General features: G+C 71.1%; 14 protein-coding genes. 10 read left to right on the forward strand and 4 right to left on the reverse strand.

Features of this window, described 5'->3' with window-relative positions; all coding sequences use genetic code 11:
• Genes OG588_RS17490 through OG588_RS17515 form a run of 6 tightly spaced genes read left to right on the forward strand, consistent with a single transcriptional unit; the run spans position 1 to position 6,738 of the window.
• Positions 1–1,335: an O-antigen ligase family protein gene (locus OG588_RS17490; protein ID WP_405948108.1), complete on the forward strand. Its 1,335-nt coding sequence runs from the start codon at positions 1–3 to the stop codon at positions 1,333–1,335.
• Positions 1,332–3,116: a murein biosynthesis integral membrane protein MurJ gene (murJ, locus tag OG588_RS17495; RefSeq protein WP_405948109.1), complete on the forward strand. Its 1,785-nt coding sequence runs from the start codon at positions 1,332–1,334 to the stop codon at positions 3,114–3,116. Before OG588_RS17490 ends, murJ begins: the two co-directional genes overlap by 4 nt.
• Positions 3,100–3,858 carry a polysaccharide deacetylase family protein gene (locus OG588_RS17500; RefSeq protein WP_405948110.1) on the forward strand — a complete coding sequence of 253 codons (759 nt, stop codon included), beginning with the start codon at positions 3,100–3,102 and terminating at the stop codon, positions 3,856–3,858. The genes murJ and OG588_RS17500 overlap by 17 nt, the downstream gene beginning before the upstream one ends.
• A complete protein-coding gene (locus tag OG588_RS17505; RefSeq protein WP_405948111.1) occupies positions 3,855–5,009 on the forward strand; it encodes a glycosyltransferase in 1,155 nt (384 codons plus the stop codon). Before OG588_RS17500 ends, OG588_RS17505 begins: the two co-directional genes overlap by 4 nt.
• Positions 5,006–5,638, forward strand: a complete 633-nt coding sequence (locus tag OG588_RS17510) for a lipopolysaccharide biosynthesis protein (RefSeq protein WP_405948112.1) — start codon at positions 5,006–5,008, stop codon at positions 5,636–5,638. Before OG588_RS17505 ends, OG588_RS17510 begins: the two co-directional genes overlap by 4 nt.
• 5 nt (positions 5,639–5,643) lie before the next feature.
• Positions 5,644–6,738 carry a GNAT family N-acetyltransferase gene (locus OG588_RS17515; RefSeq protein ID WP_405948113.1) on the forward strand — a complete coding sequence of 365 codons (1,095 nt, stop codon included), beginning with the start codon at positions 5,644–5,646 and terminating at the stop codon, positions 6,736–6,738.
• 22 nt (positions 6,739–6,760) lie between these two features.
• Here OG588_RS17515 and OG588_RS17520 read toward each other — a convergent pair whose 3' ends face one another.
• A complete protein-coding gene (locus OG588_RS17520; RefSeq protein WP_405948114.1) occupies positions 6,761–8,071 on the reverse strand; it encodes a glycoside hydrolase family 26 protein in 1,311 nt (436 codons plus the stop codon).
• A 153-nt stretch (positions 8,072–8,224) separates the two neighbouring features.
• On the opposite strand from OG588_RS17520, the gene OG588_RS17525 reads away from it, so the two are divergent.
• Both OG588_RS17525 and OG588_RS17530 read left to right on the forward strand, forming a co-directional pair.
• On the forward strand, positions 8,225–9,526 hold the full coding sequence (locus OG588_RS17525) for an ATP-grasp domain-containing protein (protein WP_405948115.1): 1,302 nt from the start codon (positions 8,225–8,227) through the stop codon (positions 9,524–9,526).
• On the forward strand, positions 9,526–10,782 hold the full coding sequence (locus OG588_RS17530; protein ID WP_405948116.1) for an NAD(P)-binding domain-containing protein: 1,257 nt from the start codon (positions 9,526–9,528) through the stop codon (positions 10,780–10,782). The genes OG588_RS17525 and OG588_RS17530 overlap by 1 nt, the downstream gene beginning before the upstream one ends.
• A 44-nt stretch (positions 10,783–10,826) precedes the next feature.
• On the opposite strand, the gene OG588_RS17535 is transcribed toward OG588_RS17530, so the two are convergent.
• From OG588_RS17535 to OG588_RS17545, 3 genes are all read right to left on the reverse strand, one after another.
• Positions 10,827–11,801: a chaplin gene (locus tag OG588_RS17535; RefSeq protein WP_405948117.1), complete on the reverse strand. Its 975-nt coding sequence runs from the start codon at positions 11,799–11,801 to the stop codon at positions 10,827–10,829.
• A gap of 106 nt (positions 11,802–11,907) precedes the next feature.
• Complete coding sequence (gene chpD, locus OG588_RS17540; protein ID WP_033284615.1) at positions 11,908–12,135, reverse strand: chaplin ChpD; 228 nt, start codon at positions 12,133–12,135, stop codon at positions 11,908–11,910.
• Positions 12,136–12,393: 258 nt separating this feature from the next.
• Positions 12,394–12,810, reverse strand: coding sequence for a rodlin (locus tag OG588_RS17545; RefSeq protein WP_405948118.1), 417 nt, complete (start codon positions 12,808–12,810; stop codon positions 12,394–12,396).
• A 191-nt stretch (positions 12,811–13,001) separates the two neighbouring features.
• On the opposite strand from OG588_RS17545, the gene OG588_RS17550 reads away from it, so the two are divergent.
• Together OG588_RS17550 and OG588_RS17555 are read left to right on the forward strand one after the other, a co-directional pair.
• Positions 13,002–13,415, forward strand: a complete 414-nt coding sequence (locus OG588_RS17550; RefSeq protein ID WP_328683251.1) for a rodlin — start codon at positions 13,002–13,004, stop codon at positions 13,413–13,415.
• Between the two features lie 315 nt (positions 13,416–13,730).
• Positions 13,731–14,141, forward strand: a complete 411-nt coding sequence (locus OG588_RS17555) for a rodlin (RefSeq protein ID WP_365300600.1) — start codon at positions 13,731–13,733, stop codon at positions 14,139–14,141.
• The last annotated feature ends 21 nt before the right edge of the window (positions 14,142–14,162 follow it).

Genomic DNA, 14,162 nt, shown 5'->3' on the forward strand with positions numbered 1-14,162 from the left:
GTGAACCACCGCCTGCGCACGTTCGCCCCGGTCCTGCCGGTCGTCGCCGTGATCGCCCTGCTCGGCCTGCCGCTCACCCCGGGCGAGAGCGGCGCCGGCCCGGCCGACGCGGTCTCCGGACTCGTCGTGCTGTACTGCGGAATCCGCCTCCTCCGCGACCGGCAACGCCCCCTCACCCCAACTGCCGTAGCAGTCATGGGACTTCCGATCATCGGCCTGTCGATCGCCGCGATGGGCGCGTCCTCACCGGGCGCGGGCCTGAGCGGCCTGGGCCGCTACCTCCAGATCTTCGTCCTGGTCCCCGCGGCAGTCGTCCTCCTGATCCGCGACCGCCGCGACTTCCGCCTCCTGGCCTGGTCGTTCGTGTCACTCGCGCTGTGGCAGGGCGGGATCGGCGTCAAGCAGTACGTCACCGCGACCGGCGCCTCCTACCAGGGCGAGGACATCCGCGCGGTGGGCACCTTCGGCCCGACCGACGTGATGGGCATGGCGACGGTCGTGTCCTTCGGCCTGATCTGCGCGCTGGCCCTGGCCCTTGGCCGAAATGACGCACGCCAACGGGCAGTTGCGGCAGCCTGCGCCTTCGCCCTCCTGATCCCCCTCGCCCTCTCCTTCAGCCGGGGCGCCTGGATCGCGACGGCGGCGACCTGCGCGATCCAGTTGGCCCTGGCCGGCCTGCGCCGCGCCCTGAAGGTGGCCGCGGCAGTGACAGCGGCGGGCGTGGTCCTGGTAGGCGGCTTCGGCGTCGGTACGGCGATGCTCCAGGAGCGGATCGACAGCATCACCCAAGTCACCGACGCCCCCGACCAGTCGGTGATCGACCGCTACACGATGTGGGCGGCGGCAACGGCGATGTGGCGCGAACACCCGCTGACCGGCGTCGGTTTGAAGGGCTTCCCCGAACACCGGGACGGCAACGCCTCGTTGGCATTGTCCTCAGGCAGCGACACGGAGGGCGCGGGCGCCGCCTTCCTCAAACAACCCCTCCTCTCCCCGCACAACATGTACCTCCTGGTCCTGAGCGAACAGGGCCTGATCGGCCTCGTCACCCTGGCAGGCAGCTGGCTGGCCCTCCTGGTCTGCGCGCTGCGGGGCCTGTTCCGAGTCCACCGCACCAAACTCCCGGGCCTGGACTGCGCGTTGGTCTCCAGCGGCCTCCTCACCTGGCAACTGATCGACTTCATGTACGCAGACATCGGCGGCCCGTCGACGGTCCTGACGGCGGTGGTCTTCGGCGTGGTGGCGTGGTGGTCACTGGTTGGGGCGACGGCTGAGGACCGGCCGGCGGCGACAACTCCGGTGCGAGCGACCCCCGAAGGGGCCCTGACCCGATGACGGTGAAGCCTCCAACACAGGCCAACACCAACCCCCTCAAGGGGCGCGGGGCTGTATCAACCAGCGACTCCGCCGCAGAGCGCAACACACAGGCCAACACCAACCCCCTCAAGGGGCGCGGGGAACTGCGCGACCAGCCCCCACGGCGCAGCACCCAAACAACAACCGACACCACCCCACTACTGCCACCGGCCCGCACCTCCGAAGACACCCCCACCCCCGATTCCCGCAGCTTCCTCGCCAAAGCCGCACTGATCACCGCCGCCCTCTCCCTCACCGGCTCCCTCCTAGGCCTGGCCAGAGACCAATCCCTGGCCCGCCTCTTCGGCGCCGGCAGCGAAACAGACGCCTTCCTCGTCGCCTGGACCATCCCGGAATTCGCCGCCACCCTCCTGATCGAAGACGGCCTCGCCTTCGCCCTGATCCCAGCGTTCAGCATGGCCCTGGCCCGCAGAGCGCAAGGCGCCCCCGGCGACCCGGTACGAGCCCTGGTGGCAACCACCCTCCCCCGCCTGGCCCTCGCCTTCATCGCCGTATCAGCGCTACTCATCGGCACAGCCCCCTACCTGGTCGAAGCCCTGGCCCCCGGCCTCCCGAACCCCGCCCTCGCCATCAGCTGCACCCGCATCACCGCCACCTGCGTCCTCAGCTTCGGCCTCGCCGGCTACTGCAGCGCGGCCCTCCGAGCCCACCGCCGCTTCGTGGCCCCGGCGGCGATCTACGTGGCGTACAACATCGGCATCATCGCCGGGATGTACGCCTTCGGCGCCCACTGGGGCGTCCGCTCGGCGGCCCTCGGCGTGGCCGGCGGCGGCGTCCTGATGGTGCTGACGCAACTCCCGGCCCTGTGGCGCCAGTTGACGAGCCACAAGCCCACGACCCCGGACACGGGCCCCGCAGAAGCCCGCCCGATGAACCTCGCCCTGATGGCCACCGTGCTGCTCTTCGCCCTGTGCCGCCAGTCCCAGGTCCTCATCGAGCGCTTCCTCGCCTCGCACCTCCCGGCCGGCGCCATCTCGCACCTGAACTACGCGCAGAAGGTCGCCCAGATGCCGATGATGCTCTCGATGATGCTGTGCACGGTCACCTTCCCGGTGGTCGCGCGGGCGCTCGCCGAGGGCGACACGGAGAAGGCCCGCAACCGCGTGGAGCGGGACCTCGCGCTCGCCGCCTGCCTGGTGCTGCTCGGCGCCGCCACGGTGATCGCCTGCGCCCCGCAGATCATCCAACTCCTCTTCCAGCGCGGCGCGTTCACCGCTCACGACACCGCCGCCACGGCCGGCGTGATGCGCGTGTACGCCCTCGGGCTGCTCGGCCAGACCCTGGTGGGCGTCCTGGTCCGCTCCTACTTCTCGGCGGGCCGCCCCACCTGGTACCCGGTCGGCGCGATGGCCGCCGGCATCGTCGTGACCTCCTGGATCGGCGCCTGCGCGGTGGGCCCCTGGGGCGTCATCGGCATCGCCGTCGCCAACGCCACCGGCATCACCTTCACCGCTCTGCTCCTGCTCTACGGATCGGGCCCGCGCAGTGTCCCGCTCCGCACCCGGCAGGTCCTGATCGAGCTGAGCCGGCCGGTGCGCGCGGCCGTGGTCGCGACGATCGCGGGGGCGTTCGTGGCCCACGCGCTGCCCTCGCCGCTGCTCGGTCTCACCGTCGGCTGCACGACCGTCACCGTCGTCTTCGTCCTGCTCGGCTGGGCCCTGGGCGCCCAGGGCTTCGCACCCGCACTGGAAACCGTACGCTCCGTCACACGAAGGCTCATCCATGGCCGCTCCCGTTGATTCCCCGACCACCGGCAGACGCGCCACGGGCCCGGTCCCGTGGGTGGCGATGTACCACTCCGTAGGCGACTGCTCCGACGACCCCTACCGCATCACGGTCACCCCCGACCGCCTTGAGCAGCAGCTGAGTTGGCTGCGCAGGCGCGGTCTGCGGGGGGTGTCCATGGCCGACCTGCTCGCCGCCCGCGCCCGGGGCGAGGGCCACGGCCTGGTCGGTCTCACCTTCGACGACGGCTACGCCGACTTCGTCGCCAACGCCCTTCCCCTGCTGGCCCGTTGGGACTGCGGCGCCACCCTCTTCGTCCTCCCCGGCAGGCTCGGCGGCGACAACGCCTGGGACCCGCTGGGCCCGCGCAAACCCCTCCTCACCGCGGACGGCATCCGCCAAGCGGCCGCCGAGGGCGTGGAGATCGGCTCCCACAGCCTGACCCACGTCGACCTCACGAAGGCGGACGACGCCACCCTGCGCGCCGAGGTATCCGAAAGCCGCACCAGGCTCCAGGAGTTGCTCAACTCCCCCATCGACGGCTTCTGTTACCCCTACGGCACGATCGACGCCCGCGCCATGGACGCCGTGCGCGAGGCCGGTTACACCTACGCCTGCGCCATCGACCCCGGCGACCTCAACGGCCCGCACGCGCTCCCCCGCCTCCACATCGGCCAGAACGACACCGCCGTACGCCTCTTCCTCAAGTACCGGCTGCACCGCCTGCGCCGGCGTCCGGTGGAGGGGCTCGCATGAGGGCCCTGCACATCATCACCGGCCTCGGCGTCGGCGGCGCGGAGCAGCAACTCCGGCTGCTGATCCGGCACTTGCCGGTCGACTGCGACGTCGTGACGCTCACCAACCCGGGCGCGGTCGCCGCCGGCCTGACCGCCGACGGGGTGCGCGTCCACCACCTCGGCATGACCGGCAACCGCGACCTGGCCGCCCTCCCCCGCCTGGTCAGAATCATCCGCACCGGCCGCTACGACCTCGTCCACACCCACCTCTACCGCGCCTGCGTCTACGGCCGGCTCGCCGCCCGGATCGCGGGCGTGAAGGCGGTCGTCGCCACCGAACACTCCCTGGGCGACTCGCAGATGGAGGGCCGCAGCCTCAGCGCCGGGGTCCGCGCCCTGTATCTCGCGAGCGAGCGCCTGGGCCGCTCGACGGTCGCCGTGTCCCCCACGGTCGCCGAACGCCTGGAGCGCTGGGGCGTGCCCGGGCCGCGTATCGAAGTGGTCCCCAACGGCATCGACCTGGACCGCTTCCGCTTCGACCCGGTCCAACGCCTGCGCACCCGCCAGCGGCTCGGCCTCCCCGAGGGCGCGTACGTCGTCGGCGGCATCGGCCGCCTCGCCGCCGGCAAACGCTTCGACGTCCTGATCCGCGCCCTGGCCCAACTCCCGGACGACTACTGGCTGTTGCTGGTAGGCGGCGGCACCGAGGAGAACCTCCTGCGCCGCACGGCCCACGACTGCGGGGTCGCCGACCGGGTGCTGTTCACCGGCGAGCGCCCCTACACACCCGACGGCACCCCGGGCCCCGACCTGCCCTCCCTCACCGCCGCCATGGACCTGCTCGCCTCGCCGTCCCCCGAGGAGGCCTTCGGCCTGGCGGTCGTGGAGGGACTGGCGTCCGGGCTACCCGTGCTCTACGCCTCCTGCCCCGCCATCGAGGACCTCCCCCCACAGGCCGCGGCCGCCGCCCGGCGGGTGCAGGGCGGCCCCGAGGTCTTCGCCCGCGCGCTGGCGGCGGCCCGCGCGCAGGGCCCGCGTCCGCGCACCGCCCCGGACGCCGCCCACCACTACTGCATCACCCGCAGCGCCGCCCACCTCATGGACGTGTACGCGGCCGCGGTATCCACCTCGTCGCCGTCCCCCGCATCCCAGGGAGCCAGTTCCTCATGACCGAGATCCGACAGCACCTCCCCCTCAGCCGCGCGAAAGCCCTCCCGGCCTGGTCCCTCCTCGCGGCCGGCGCCGTGACCGGCGGCCTGCTCGGCGGCGCGTACGGCGTCGTCAAGAGCCCGACGTACACGGCCACCAGCTACGTCATCGCCGTCCCCACCGACAAGGCCGACTCCGCGACAGCGCTCGGTTTCGCGCAGGCCTACGGCCGGGTCGCCACGCAGCTCGCGGTGCTCGGGGACGCGCAGGTGTGGGCGGGCGTGCCGGTGAAGACACTCCAGTCGAGCGTGCAGACGGCGACCTCGCCGGACGCGCCGATGGTCGCCGTCACGGCCACCTCCTCGCGCGCCGACGTCGCCGCCGACATGGCCAACGCCGTGTCCCGCTCGCTGACCGTGCACGCGAACGACGCCAAGGCCGCGACCCACGTCGAACTCCAGACCTTCGCCCGCGCCATCAAGCCGACCGCGCCCACCTCGGCCTCGGCCGCGGTGACCGGCCTGGTCGGCGCGAGCGCGGGCGGTCTCCTCGGCGGCCTGCTGCTGCTCGTCCGCCCGCGCCGGACCACGGACGAGACCGGCCGTCCCGCCTCGGTGCCCAGCCCGGCCACCGCGGCCGACGTGCTGTGACACCGGTGTACTCGACCGAACTCGTCACGGACGCCCAGGAGTTCGCCGAACTGGCCCCGGCCTGGGGCCGGTTGTACCAGAAGTGCGGCGCGGCGACCCCGTTCCAGTCCCACGCCTGGCTGCACTCCTGGTGGCTGTCGTACGGCCGAACGGGCCGACTGCGCCTGCTCGTTGTCCGCGACGGCCGCGAACTCGTCGCCGCTGCACCCCTGATGCTCGTCCGCAGCCCGGTGCCCGCGCTGGTCCCGCTCGGCGGCGCGATCTCCGACTACGGGGACGTCCTGCTGGACGACGAGCACGGCGACCCGGCCGTGGCCGCGCTCACCGAGGGTCTCGCGTCCGCCGCCCGCACCGCGCTGATCGACTTCCGCGAGGTGCGCCCCGGCGGCGCGGTCGAGCGCGTCTACGACCGCTGGCGCGGCCCCCGCCGCCGCGTCCACGACTCGCTGTGCCTGGAACTGCCCGCCGTACCGATGGCCGACCTGGTCGCCCGGCTCCCCTCCTCCAAGGCCCAACGCGTCCGCGCCAAACTCCGCAAGCTGACCGCGCTCGGCGTCGAGCGTCACGTCGTACAGCCGGACGGCGTGGACTCGGCGCTACGGCGGCTGCTGGAGCTGCACGAACTCCAGTGGCAGGGGCGGAAGGTGACGTCCGAGCATCTCCAGACCCGGTTCTGCGAACACCTGGTGCGCTCGGTCGGGCCGATGGTGCGCTCCGGGGACGCCGTCGTCACCGAGTTCCGGCTCGACGAGGACGTGGTCGCCGTAGATCTGACGTTGTTGTCGCGGCGGCTCGCGGGCGGTTATCTCTACGGCGCGCATCCGCGGCTGCGGGAGCGGAAGGCCGATGTGGCGGTGATGCTGCTCGACGCGTGCGCCGAGCACACCGGGGCGGGCGAGCCCCGCACGCTGAGCCTGCTGCGCGGGGACGAGCCGTACAAGCATCACTGGCGGCCCGAACCGGTCGTCAACCAGCGGCTGTTGCTGGCCCGGCGGCGGACGGCGCCGCTGATGGGGGCGGTCGTCTGCGATGTCGCCGCGCGCCGGCGGGGCAAGGTGCTCGTGCGGAAGTGGAAGGAACGCGGTGGCGACGGACCGTGAGCGGCCCGCCGCCACCTCTGGTTCAGCGGTCGCGCTGCCACCAGTCGAACTTCACGCACAGCTTCCCACCGAGCCAGTACTCCACCCAGTCGCCCAGCTCGACCGGCGAGCAGTTGGCCGGGTGCGTCGGGGTGGGCGGTGTGGTGGGTGTGGTGGGTGTGGTCGGTGTCGTGGGCGTGGGCGGCTTGGTCGGCTCCGGAGTAACCGGAGTAGGTGTCGGAGTCGGGGTCGGGTCCTCGGTGCGGCCGAACAGGACCGAGCGGTAGACCTGGGACGACTTCGGGTTCTCGGAGCACTGCCACACACCGTGCGGGCAGTAGTCGGTGACCGTGTTGTACAGCGGCTTGTGCTCGTCCATCCAGGCGAGCATGCGCTTCATGTACTCCGCGTTGTCGCCGTTTCGGAAGAGTCCCCATTCAGGATAGGAAATGGGCTTGCCGTGGGATTTGGCGAAGTCCACATGTGCCTGAAGTCCGTAGGGCTCCTTCACTTGTTCGTCGAACGTCAGCCCGGACGGCTGGTCGTACGAATCCATTCCGACGATGTCGACCGTGCCGTCCCCCGGATAACACTGCGTCCAGGGAACGGCGTCCCGGCCACGGGTCGGATCGAAGTCGAACCGGAATTTCTGGCCCGGCACCGAGCGCATCGTGGTGACGATCCTGTTCCAGTACTTCTTCCAGGCCTCCGGGTCCGGCCCGCAACGAGAGGTGTACGTGGTGCCGTTCATCTCCCAGCCGAGCACGATCACCGTGTCCGGCACCTTCAGGTCGACCAGCCGTTCGGCGAGGGCCTTGAAGTGCTGATCGAACTGACCGGCCGCGCCCTGCTGGAGCAGCTGCCGCACCTGCCAGTCGGAGACACCGTCCTCGTTGTGCTCCTGCATCGGCACGTTGAGGACGAGCATCCGGTCGGACTTCTCGGTACGCCAGTCCGCCCACACGTCGAGGAGACCGGGGGCGCCCTCGATGTCGCTCCAGTGGTTGCCGGGCAGGTAGGTGTGCCCGACGCGCAGTTCGGCACCGCCCAGCCAGCTGCTGAGCGCGGCCATCCGGGCCACACCGCGAGCCCCGGAGTCGAGGAAGGCTCCGAAGGCGGGGGCGTCCTTCGGCTCGGAGGTCTTGGTGGCCTCGGGTGCCTTCGCGGGTTCCACGACGGCCGGGGTCGTGGGTGCGGTGGCCGCGGTCGGGGTGGTCACGGGAGCAGGCGGATCAGTGACCCGCGTCACCCCCGCCGCGAACCCGGGACCCGACGCGAAAGCCGCCGACGCGGCGACCGTGGCTGCGATGAAGGCGAGTCGTCCGGTCCGGGACCGTCGCTGCTGTGGGGCCATGCCTGCTCCTCTCTCCACTCTCGTACTCCGTTCCGACTTTGCTTTTCCTTCTACTGACACTCAGTCATATGAATATGAATTACGCCACCGCCGTTACGGCTTCCGAGTTCCTCCATCGCCCGCACGGGTGAACCGAACCGAAGGAAACAGTCCGTGTCGCTGCTCGACATCCGTGTCCCCGCAGTTCTGTTGCGGATCGACCGGAATCCCTTTCACCACGGAACACTGGGTGCCGTGCGTTCGCTGGGCCGGGCGGGAGTGGAGGTGCATGTGGTCGCCGATTCCACCGGAAGTCCCGTGCGCAGCTCCCGCTTTGTCTGCCAGATGCATCCCCCGCCGCCGCCCGGCGCGACGCCCGCCGAGATCGCCGGCACGCTCCGCCGGGTGGCCGCGCGGATCGCGCGTCCGGCCGTACTGATCCCGATGGACGACGCGAGTGCCGTCGCGGTCGGCCGACTGAGTGACGAACTCGCGCCCTCCTACCTGCTGCCGCAGCAGCCCGGCGCGCTGCCCGAACGGGTCGCGGACAAGGCGGAACTGGCCGCCGTGTGCGCGGGCGCGGACATCCCGCACCCGGTGACGCTGATCCCGGAGAGCCCGGCGCAGGCGGCGAGCGCCGCGTGGCAGCTGGGGCTGCCGGTGGTCGCGAAGTGGAGCCGGCCCTGGCTGGTGCCGGCCGGGACCGGGCTGCGCAGCACGGTGGTGGTGCACAGCGGGCAGGAGGCGCGCGAGCTGTTCCTGCGCGCCGAGGAAGCGGGCAGCCGACTGCTGTTGCAGGCGTTCCTGCCGTCGGGGCCCGACCGTGACTGGTTCTTCCACGGGTACGCCGACCGGTCCGGCGCCGTGCGCGGCGGTGGCCCCGGCCGCAAGCAACGGGCCTGGCCGCGTGGCGCGGGGTTGACGGCGGTGGGCCGCTGGACGCCCAACGCGCAGGTGCAGGCGCTCGCCGAGCGTCTCACCGCCTCGCTCGGCTACCGGGGCATCTTCGACCTGGACTTCCGCCGCTGCGGCACGACCGGCGACTATCACCTCCTCGACTTCAACCCGCGGCCCGGCGCCCAGTTCCGGCTCTTCGCGGACTCCGCGGGCCTGGACGTCGTCCGCGCCCTGCACCTGGATCTGACCCACCGTCCGCTGCCGGACGGGTCGCCGCGGCCGGGGCGGTCGTTCGTGGTGGAGAACTACGCGCCGCTCAGCGCACTGCGGCCGATGCTCGGCGGACGCGAGCTGGCCTGGCACTCGCCGGACGACCCGGGTCCGGGCCGCGCGATGTGGGGGCTGTGGGGACGGCATGTGCTGCGCAAGCTGCGGGAGCGGCTGGGCGGACCGGCCCCGGCGGCACGTCCGGCGGAGGCGCGGGTGGTCCGGCAGGCAGGCGAGAGCCACCCCAACACGCCCGTCGAACCGGCCGAGTTGACCAAGTTGACCGATGACGAGAAAGCGAGCAGCTGCTGATGTACGACCTGCTGGTGGTGGGCGCGGGCCCGTACGGCCTGTCCATCGCGTCCCACGCTGCGGCCGCCGGGCTGAACCTGCGGGTCTTCGGCCGGCCGATGGCGTCCTGGCGCGACCACATGCCCCGGGGCATGTTCCTCAAGTCGGAGCCCTGGGCCTCCAACTTGTCGGACCCTGAAGGCCGTTGGCCACTCGCCGGGTACTGCGCGACCCAGGGCGTGGAGGCCCGGCACGGGGAGCCGATCCCGGTCGAGATGTTCGCCTCGTACGGCCTGTGGTTCGCGCGCAACGCCGTCCCGGAGGTGGACGAGCGGACGGTGGAGCGGATCGCGCCGGTGCCGGGTGGTTTCGAGGCGGTGACCGACGACGGCAGGGTGCTGCACGCCCGGACCGTCGCGCTCGCGGTCGGTGTCATGCCGTTCGTCGAAATCCCGTCGGCGCTAAGGGGGTTGGGGCGGTCTCTCGTCTCGCACAGCAGCCACCACAGCGCGCTGGACGACTTCCGCGGCAAGGACGTCACGGTGATCGGCGGCGGCCAGGCGGCGCTGGAGACGGCGGCACTGCTCGCCGAACAGGGCACGCGGGTACGGGTGTTGGCGCGGACGGACGAACTGTCCTGGAACGACGTGCCGCCGGCCTGGGAGCGCCCGTGGTGGCAGTCGGCCCGCTCCCCGCACAGCGGCCTGGGCCCCGGCTGGCGCAACTGGTTCTACTCCGAGCGCCCCGGCCTCTTCCGCCGGCTGCCGGAGTCGACCCGGGCCGGGATCGCGGCGAACGCCCTTGGTCCGGCCGGTGCTTGGTGGGTGCGGGACCGGGTCGAGCCGGTGGTGGAGGTGCTGCTCGGCCATGAGGTCGCGGCGGCCGACGTGGTGCCGGGCGGGGTCCGTCTGGAGACGGTGAGCCGGGCGGGCGGGACACGCTCCCTGGACACCGAACACGTCATCGCGGCAACGGGGTTCAAGGCGACGACCAACCGACTCGGGCTGCTCTCCAGCGAGTTGAGGGGCTCCCTGGCCACGGTGGGCGACGGTTCCCCCGAGGTCGGCCGGGACTTCGAGTCCTCGCACCCCGGCCTCTTCATGGCGGGCCTGGTGACCGCCTCGGGCTTCGGCCCGGCGATGCGCTTCGTGCACGGCGCCACGTACACGGCGGGCGCGCTGGCGCGGGGAGTCGAACGCCGACTGCGCTCGGAGCCGCGCGGCGGGATGATCCCGGCGCCCGGACGACGGGGTACACCGGCCTTCGTACGACGCTGACGGCGCGGGCGTGCCGGGCGGTGACGTCCGGCACCCCGTGCGTATTACCTACGGGACGCGGCTCGGCCTCGCCGGTAGAGGATCATGCCACCCGCGATCAGCGCGGCACTGGCACCGGAAGTGGCCAGCATGGCCTCACTGCCGGTGTGCGCCAGAACGGGCGGCGGGGTGTGATTCCCACCGGTGGGCGGAGGCGTGTGGTTCCCGCCTGTGGGGGGCGGCGGGGTGTGGTTGCCGCCGGTGGGAGGCGGCGGCGTGTGGTGCCCGCCGGTGGGGGGCGGCGGGGTGTGGTGCCCACCCGTAGGAGGCGGTGGGGTGTGGTGTCCGCCCGTGGGGGGAGGCGGAGTGTGGTGCCCACCGGTGGGAGGCGGCGGCGTGTGATGCCCACCCGTAGGGGGAGGCGGCGTGTGGTGGTGGCCGCCGGGCGGAGGCGGCGTGTGGTGATGCCCGCCAGGCGGAGGCGGCGTGTGGTGATGCCCGCCAGGCGGAGGCGGCGTGTGGTGATGCCCGCCAGGCGGAGGCGGTGGCGTCTCCTCACAGTCCTCCGGAATGCCGTGGCCCGAGTCACCGGAGCCGTAGCCCGAGTGATCGCCGGAGCCGTAGCCCGAGTCGTCTCCGTAGCCATGACCGTGACCGTAGTTGTGGCCGTAGTCGTGCCCGTGGCCATAGCCGGAGCCGTACCCGTAGTCATCGCCCGAGTCGTCGTCGGAGTCTCCGTACGACGGCTCGGTCCACCGGTGGTGGCCGCCGTGCTCACCGCCGTGCCGGTGTTCCTCCTTGCCGCCGGCACAGGAGTTGCCGAACGTCGGGTTGAGCCCGGACACCCCGTCGGCGGTGTTGCCGCAGGCGTTGACCGGTGCGTCGATCGGGACGTCGATGCTGTTGCCGGACAGGACGCCCGGCGAATCCTTGGCAGCGCCGCCGGTGTACGAATCGGCCAGGGCGGGGCTGCCGCACAGGGACAGAATGCTCGTCGCGGCGGCCGCCGCGACCATTCCCTTACCCAGGGTCTGTCGCAATCTCGTTGTCTTCCTGCTTGAAGAAGTGGGAAAAAAAGCCGGCCTTGGAACGAAACGTGTCCAAGGCCGGCCGTGACACAGCCGGAACGGCTGGTGTGTTACGTCGTCAGTCGTTGACGCACGTGTTGCCGAACGCCGGGTTCAGCAGGCCGATCACGTCGATCGAGTTGCCGCACACGTTGACGGGGATGTGCACGGGAACCTGGACCACGTTGCCCGAGAGGACACCCGGCGAACCGACAGCGGCACCCTCGGCACCGGCGTCGGCGAAGGCCGGGGCGGCCATACCGAGAGCCATGATCGCACCGGCGACAACAGCAGCACTCTTCTTCATGAACGTTCCCTTCTCTGCGGTCATGCCCACCATGACCTGCAGCCTGTAAAACGAGGGATAGACGCAGGAAGAAACTCAAGAACGCGTGTCACCTGACAATTCACTCGATCGTCGGCACCTAATTGACGCGATGGCCGCACAGATGCAGAAACGCTTCTCTTCAAGGGGAGTCAGGAAGAAGGCGGCAATACGAAACGGCCGGGGTGGCCCGTACGAATTTTCCGTACGGGCCAACCCGGCCGCTTTATTGACGGACGGTCAGCTGCCGATGGCGCCGTTGCCCGACAGGACCGGGATGTTGTCCGCGATGTGCGACAGCGGCTCGTCACCCTTGGCCTGGGTGGAGTTCTCGGCGCACTGCTGGTTCTGCGGGGCCGAGAGGACCGGCACGTCCTGGAGGACGGTGACCGGCACCAGCACGCCCACGATCGAGGCCGCGTTGGCCTTGACCGGCAGGCCGACACAGAGCTTGTTCAGGTCGCCCTGGGCGAGCCCGAGCTGGGGGCTCATGTCGCCGGCCGTCTTGGCGTTGCCATAGGCCTGCTCGGCACCGTTCCCGTTGACCGTGGTGACGCCGTTGTCGTTGCCGATGGCCAGCGCCTGCGGGGCGGCCGTCGCCGAGACGCCGACGACGGAAGCCGCGACAGCCGTCGCAGCCATTGCCTTCTTGAGCATTTCTGCGGTCCTTTCCTGGCAGAGACACAATTCCTGCTCCCCCATCAACAGAGGTCGGCCGGATTGGTTGCGTGGCTTCACCCGGTTGGATTCATCTGGGCCATTGGAGTGAATCGGAGCAACCATGCGGCCCGGTGCCAGTTGTTCAGGTCGCTCCGGTGGACGGGGTTACTCCAGAAGGGACCACGCAAGTGATCAAGAAGGTTATGGCTGCTGCGGCTGTCGCCGCTTCCGTCGTCGGAGCCTCGGCTGCCGTCGCCGCCCCGGCGATGGCGATCGGTAACGACAACGGCGTCACCACGGCGAACGGCAACGGCGCCGAGCAGGTCTACGGCAACCAGGCCACGTACGGCAATATGAGCCCCCAGATGGCGCTCATCCAGGGCTCGCTGAACAAGCCCTGCATCGGCCTGCCGGCCAAGGCGAACCTGGCCTCGCTGGTCGGCCTCGTGCCGGTCACCGTCGCGCAGGACGTGCCGATCCTCTCCGCGCCGCAGAACCAGCAGTGCACCGAGAACTCCACCCAGGCGAAGGGCGACGAGCCGCTGTCGCACATCCTGGACAACATCCCGGTCCTGTCGGGCAACGGCTCCGCGGGCAGCTGACCTCGCGGACGTGCACAGCGGGCCGCCGATCTCTCGGCGGCCCGTTGGTTTGCCTCGCCGGGACGCACGGAAGGCGGCCGAGGAGTTCGGGAAGCTGCGCGCGGCCCGTCCGCTGGTCCCCCCGCGGACAGCAGCCCCTGCCGAGCGACCCGCCGCGGATCACCCGCCGCGTCCCCGGGCGAGGAAGCCAACTTGCTTACACGCGAGCCGACTTATTGCTCCATACGGGGTAAAGGCCGCAACCAAACCAGTCATCACTCAGTTGATCATCGTGCGGCTCCGCAACGGGAGTCCGTCCTCCGAAAGGGTTTGAACATGAAGAAGCTGTGGGCGACCGCGGCTGTTGCCGCCTCCCTCGCCGGTGCCACCGCCGCTGTCGCCACCCCGGCGATGGCGATCGGCAACGACGACGGTGTCACCACCACCCAGGGCAACGGCGCCGTGCAGAAGTACGGCAACCAGGAGACCAAGGGCGACATGAGCCCCCAGCTCTCCCTCGTTCAGGGCAGCCTGAACAAGCCCTGTGTCGGCCTGCCCGCCAAGGTCAACGCCGCCTCCCTGGTCGGCCTCGTGCCGGTCACGGTCCTGCAGGACGTGCCGATCCTCTCGGCCCCGCAGAACCAGCAGTGCACCGAGAACTCCACCCAGGCCAAGGGCGACGAGCCGCTGTCGCACATCCTGGACAACATCCCGGTCCTGTCGGGCAACGGCGCCGTGGGCAGCTGACCTCAGCACCACGCACCACAA

Source organism: Streptomyces prunicolor, assembly GCF_045162825.1.
GTDB lineage: Bacteria > Actinomycetota > Actinomycetes > Streptomycetales > Streptomycetaceae > Streptomyces > Streptomyces prunicolor.

Excerpts from the sequence above, each read along its gene's own strand:
- chpD (WP_033284615.1), bottom strand. The coding sequence starts at position 12,135 with ATGAAGAAGAGTGCTGCTGTTGTCGCCGGTGCGATCATGGCTCTCGGT.
- OG588_RS17520 (WP_405948114.1), bottom strand. The coding sequence starts at position 8,071 with ATGGCCCCACAGCAGCGACGGTCCCGGACCGGACGACTCGCCTTCATC.
- OG588_RS17545 (WP_405948118.1), bottom strand. The coding sequence starts at position 12,810 with ATGCTCAAGAAGGCAATGGCTGCGACGGCTGTCGCGGCTTCCGTCGTC.
- OG588_RS17500 (WP_405948110.1), top strand. The coding sequence starts at position 3,100 with ATGGCCGCTCCCGTTGATTCCCCGACCACCGGCAGACGCGCCACGGGC.
- murJ (WP_405948109.1), top strand. The coding sequence starts at position 1,332 with ATGACGGTGAAGCCTCCAACACAGGCCAACACCAACCCCCTCAAGGGG.
- OG588_RS17505 (WP_405948111.1), top strand. The coding sequence starts at position 3,855 with ATGAGGGCCCTGCACATCATCACCGGCCTCGGCGTCGGCGGCGCGGAG.
- OG588_RS17555 (WP_365300600.1), top strand. The coding sequence starts at position 13,731 with ATGAAGAAGCTGTGGGCGACCGCGGCTGTTGCCGCCTCCCTCGCCGGT.
- OG588_RS17530 (WP_405948116.1), top strand. The coding sequence starts at position 9,526 with ATGTACGACCTGCTGGTGGTGGGCGCGGGCCCGTACGGCCTGTCCATC.
- OG588_RS17510 (WP_405948112.1), top strand. The coding sequence starts at position 5,006 with ATGACCGAGATCCGACAGCACCTCCCCCTCAGCCGCGCGAAAGCCCTC.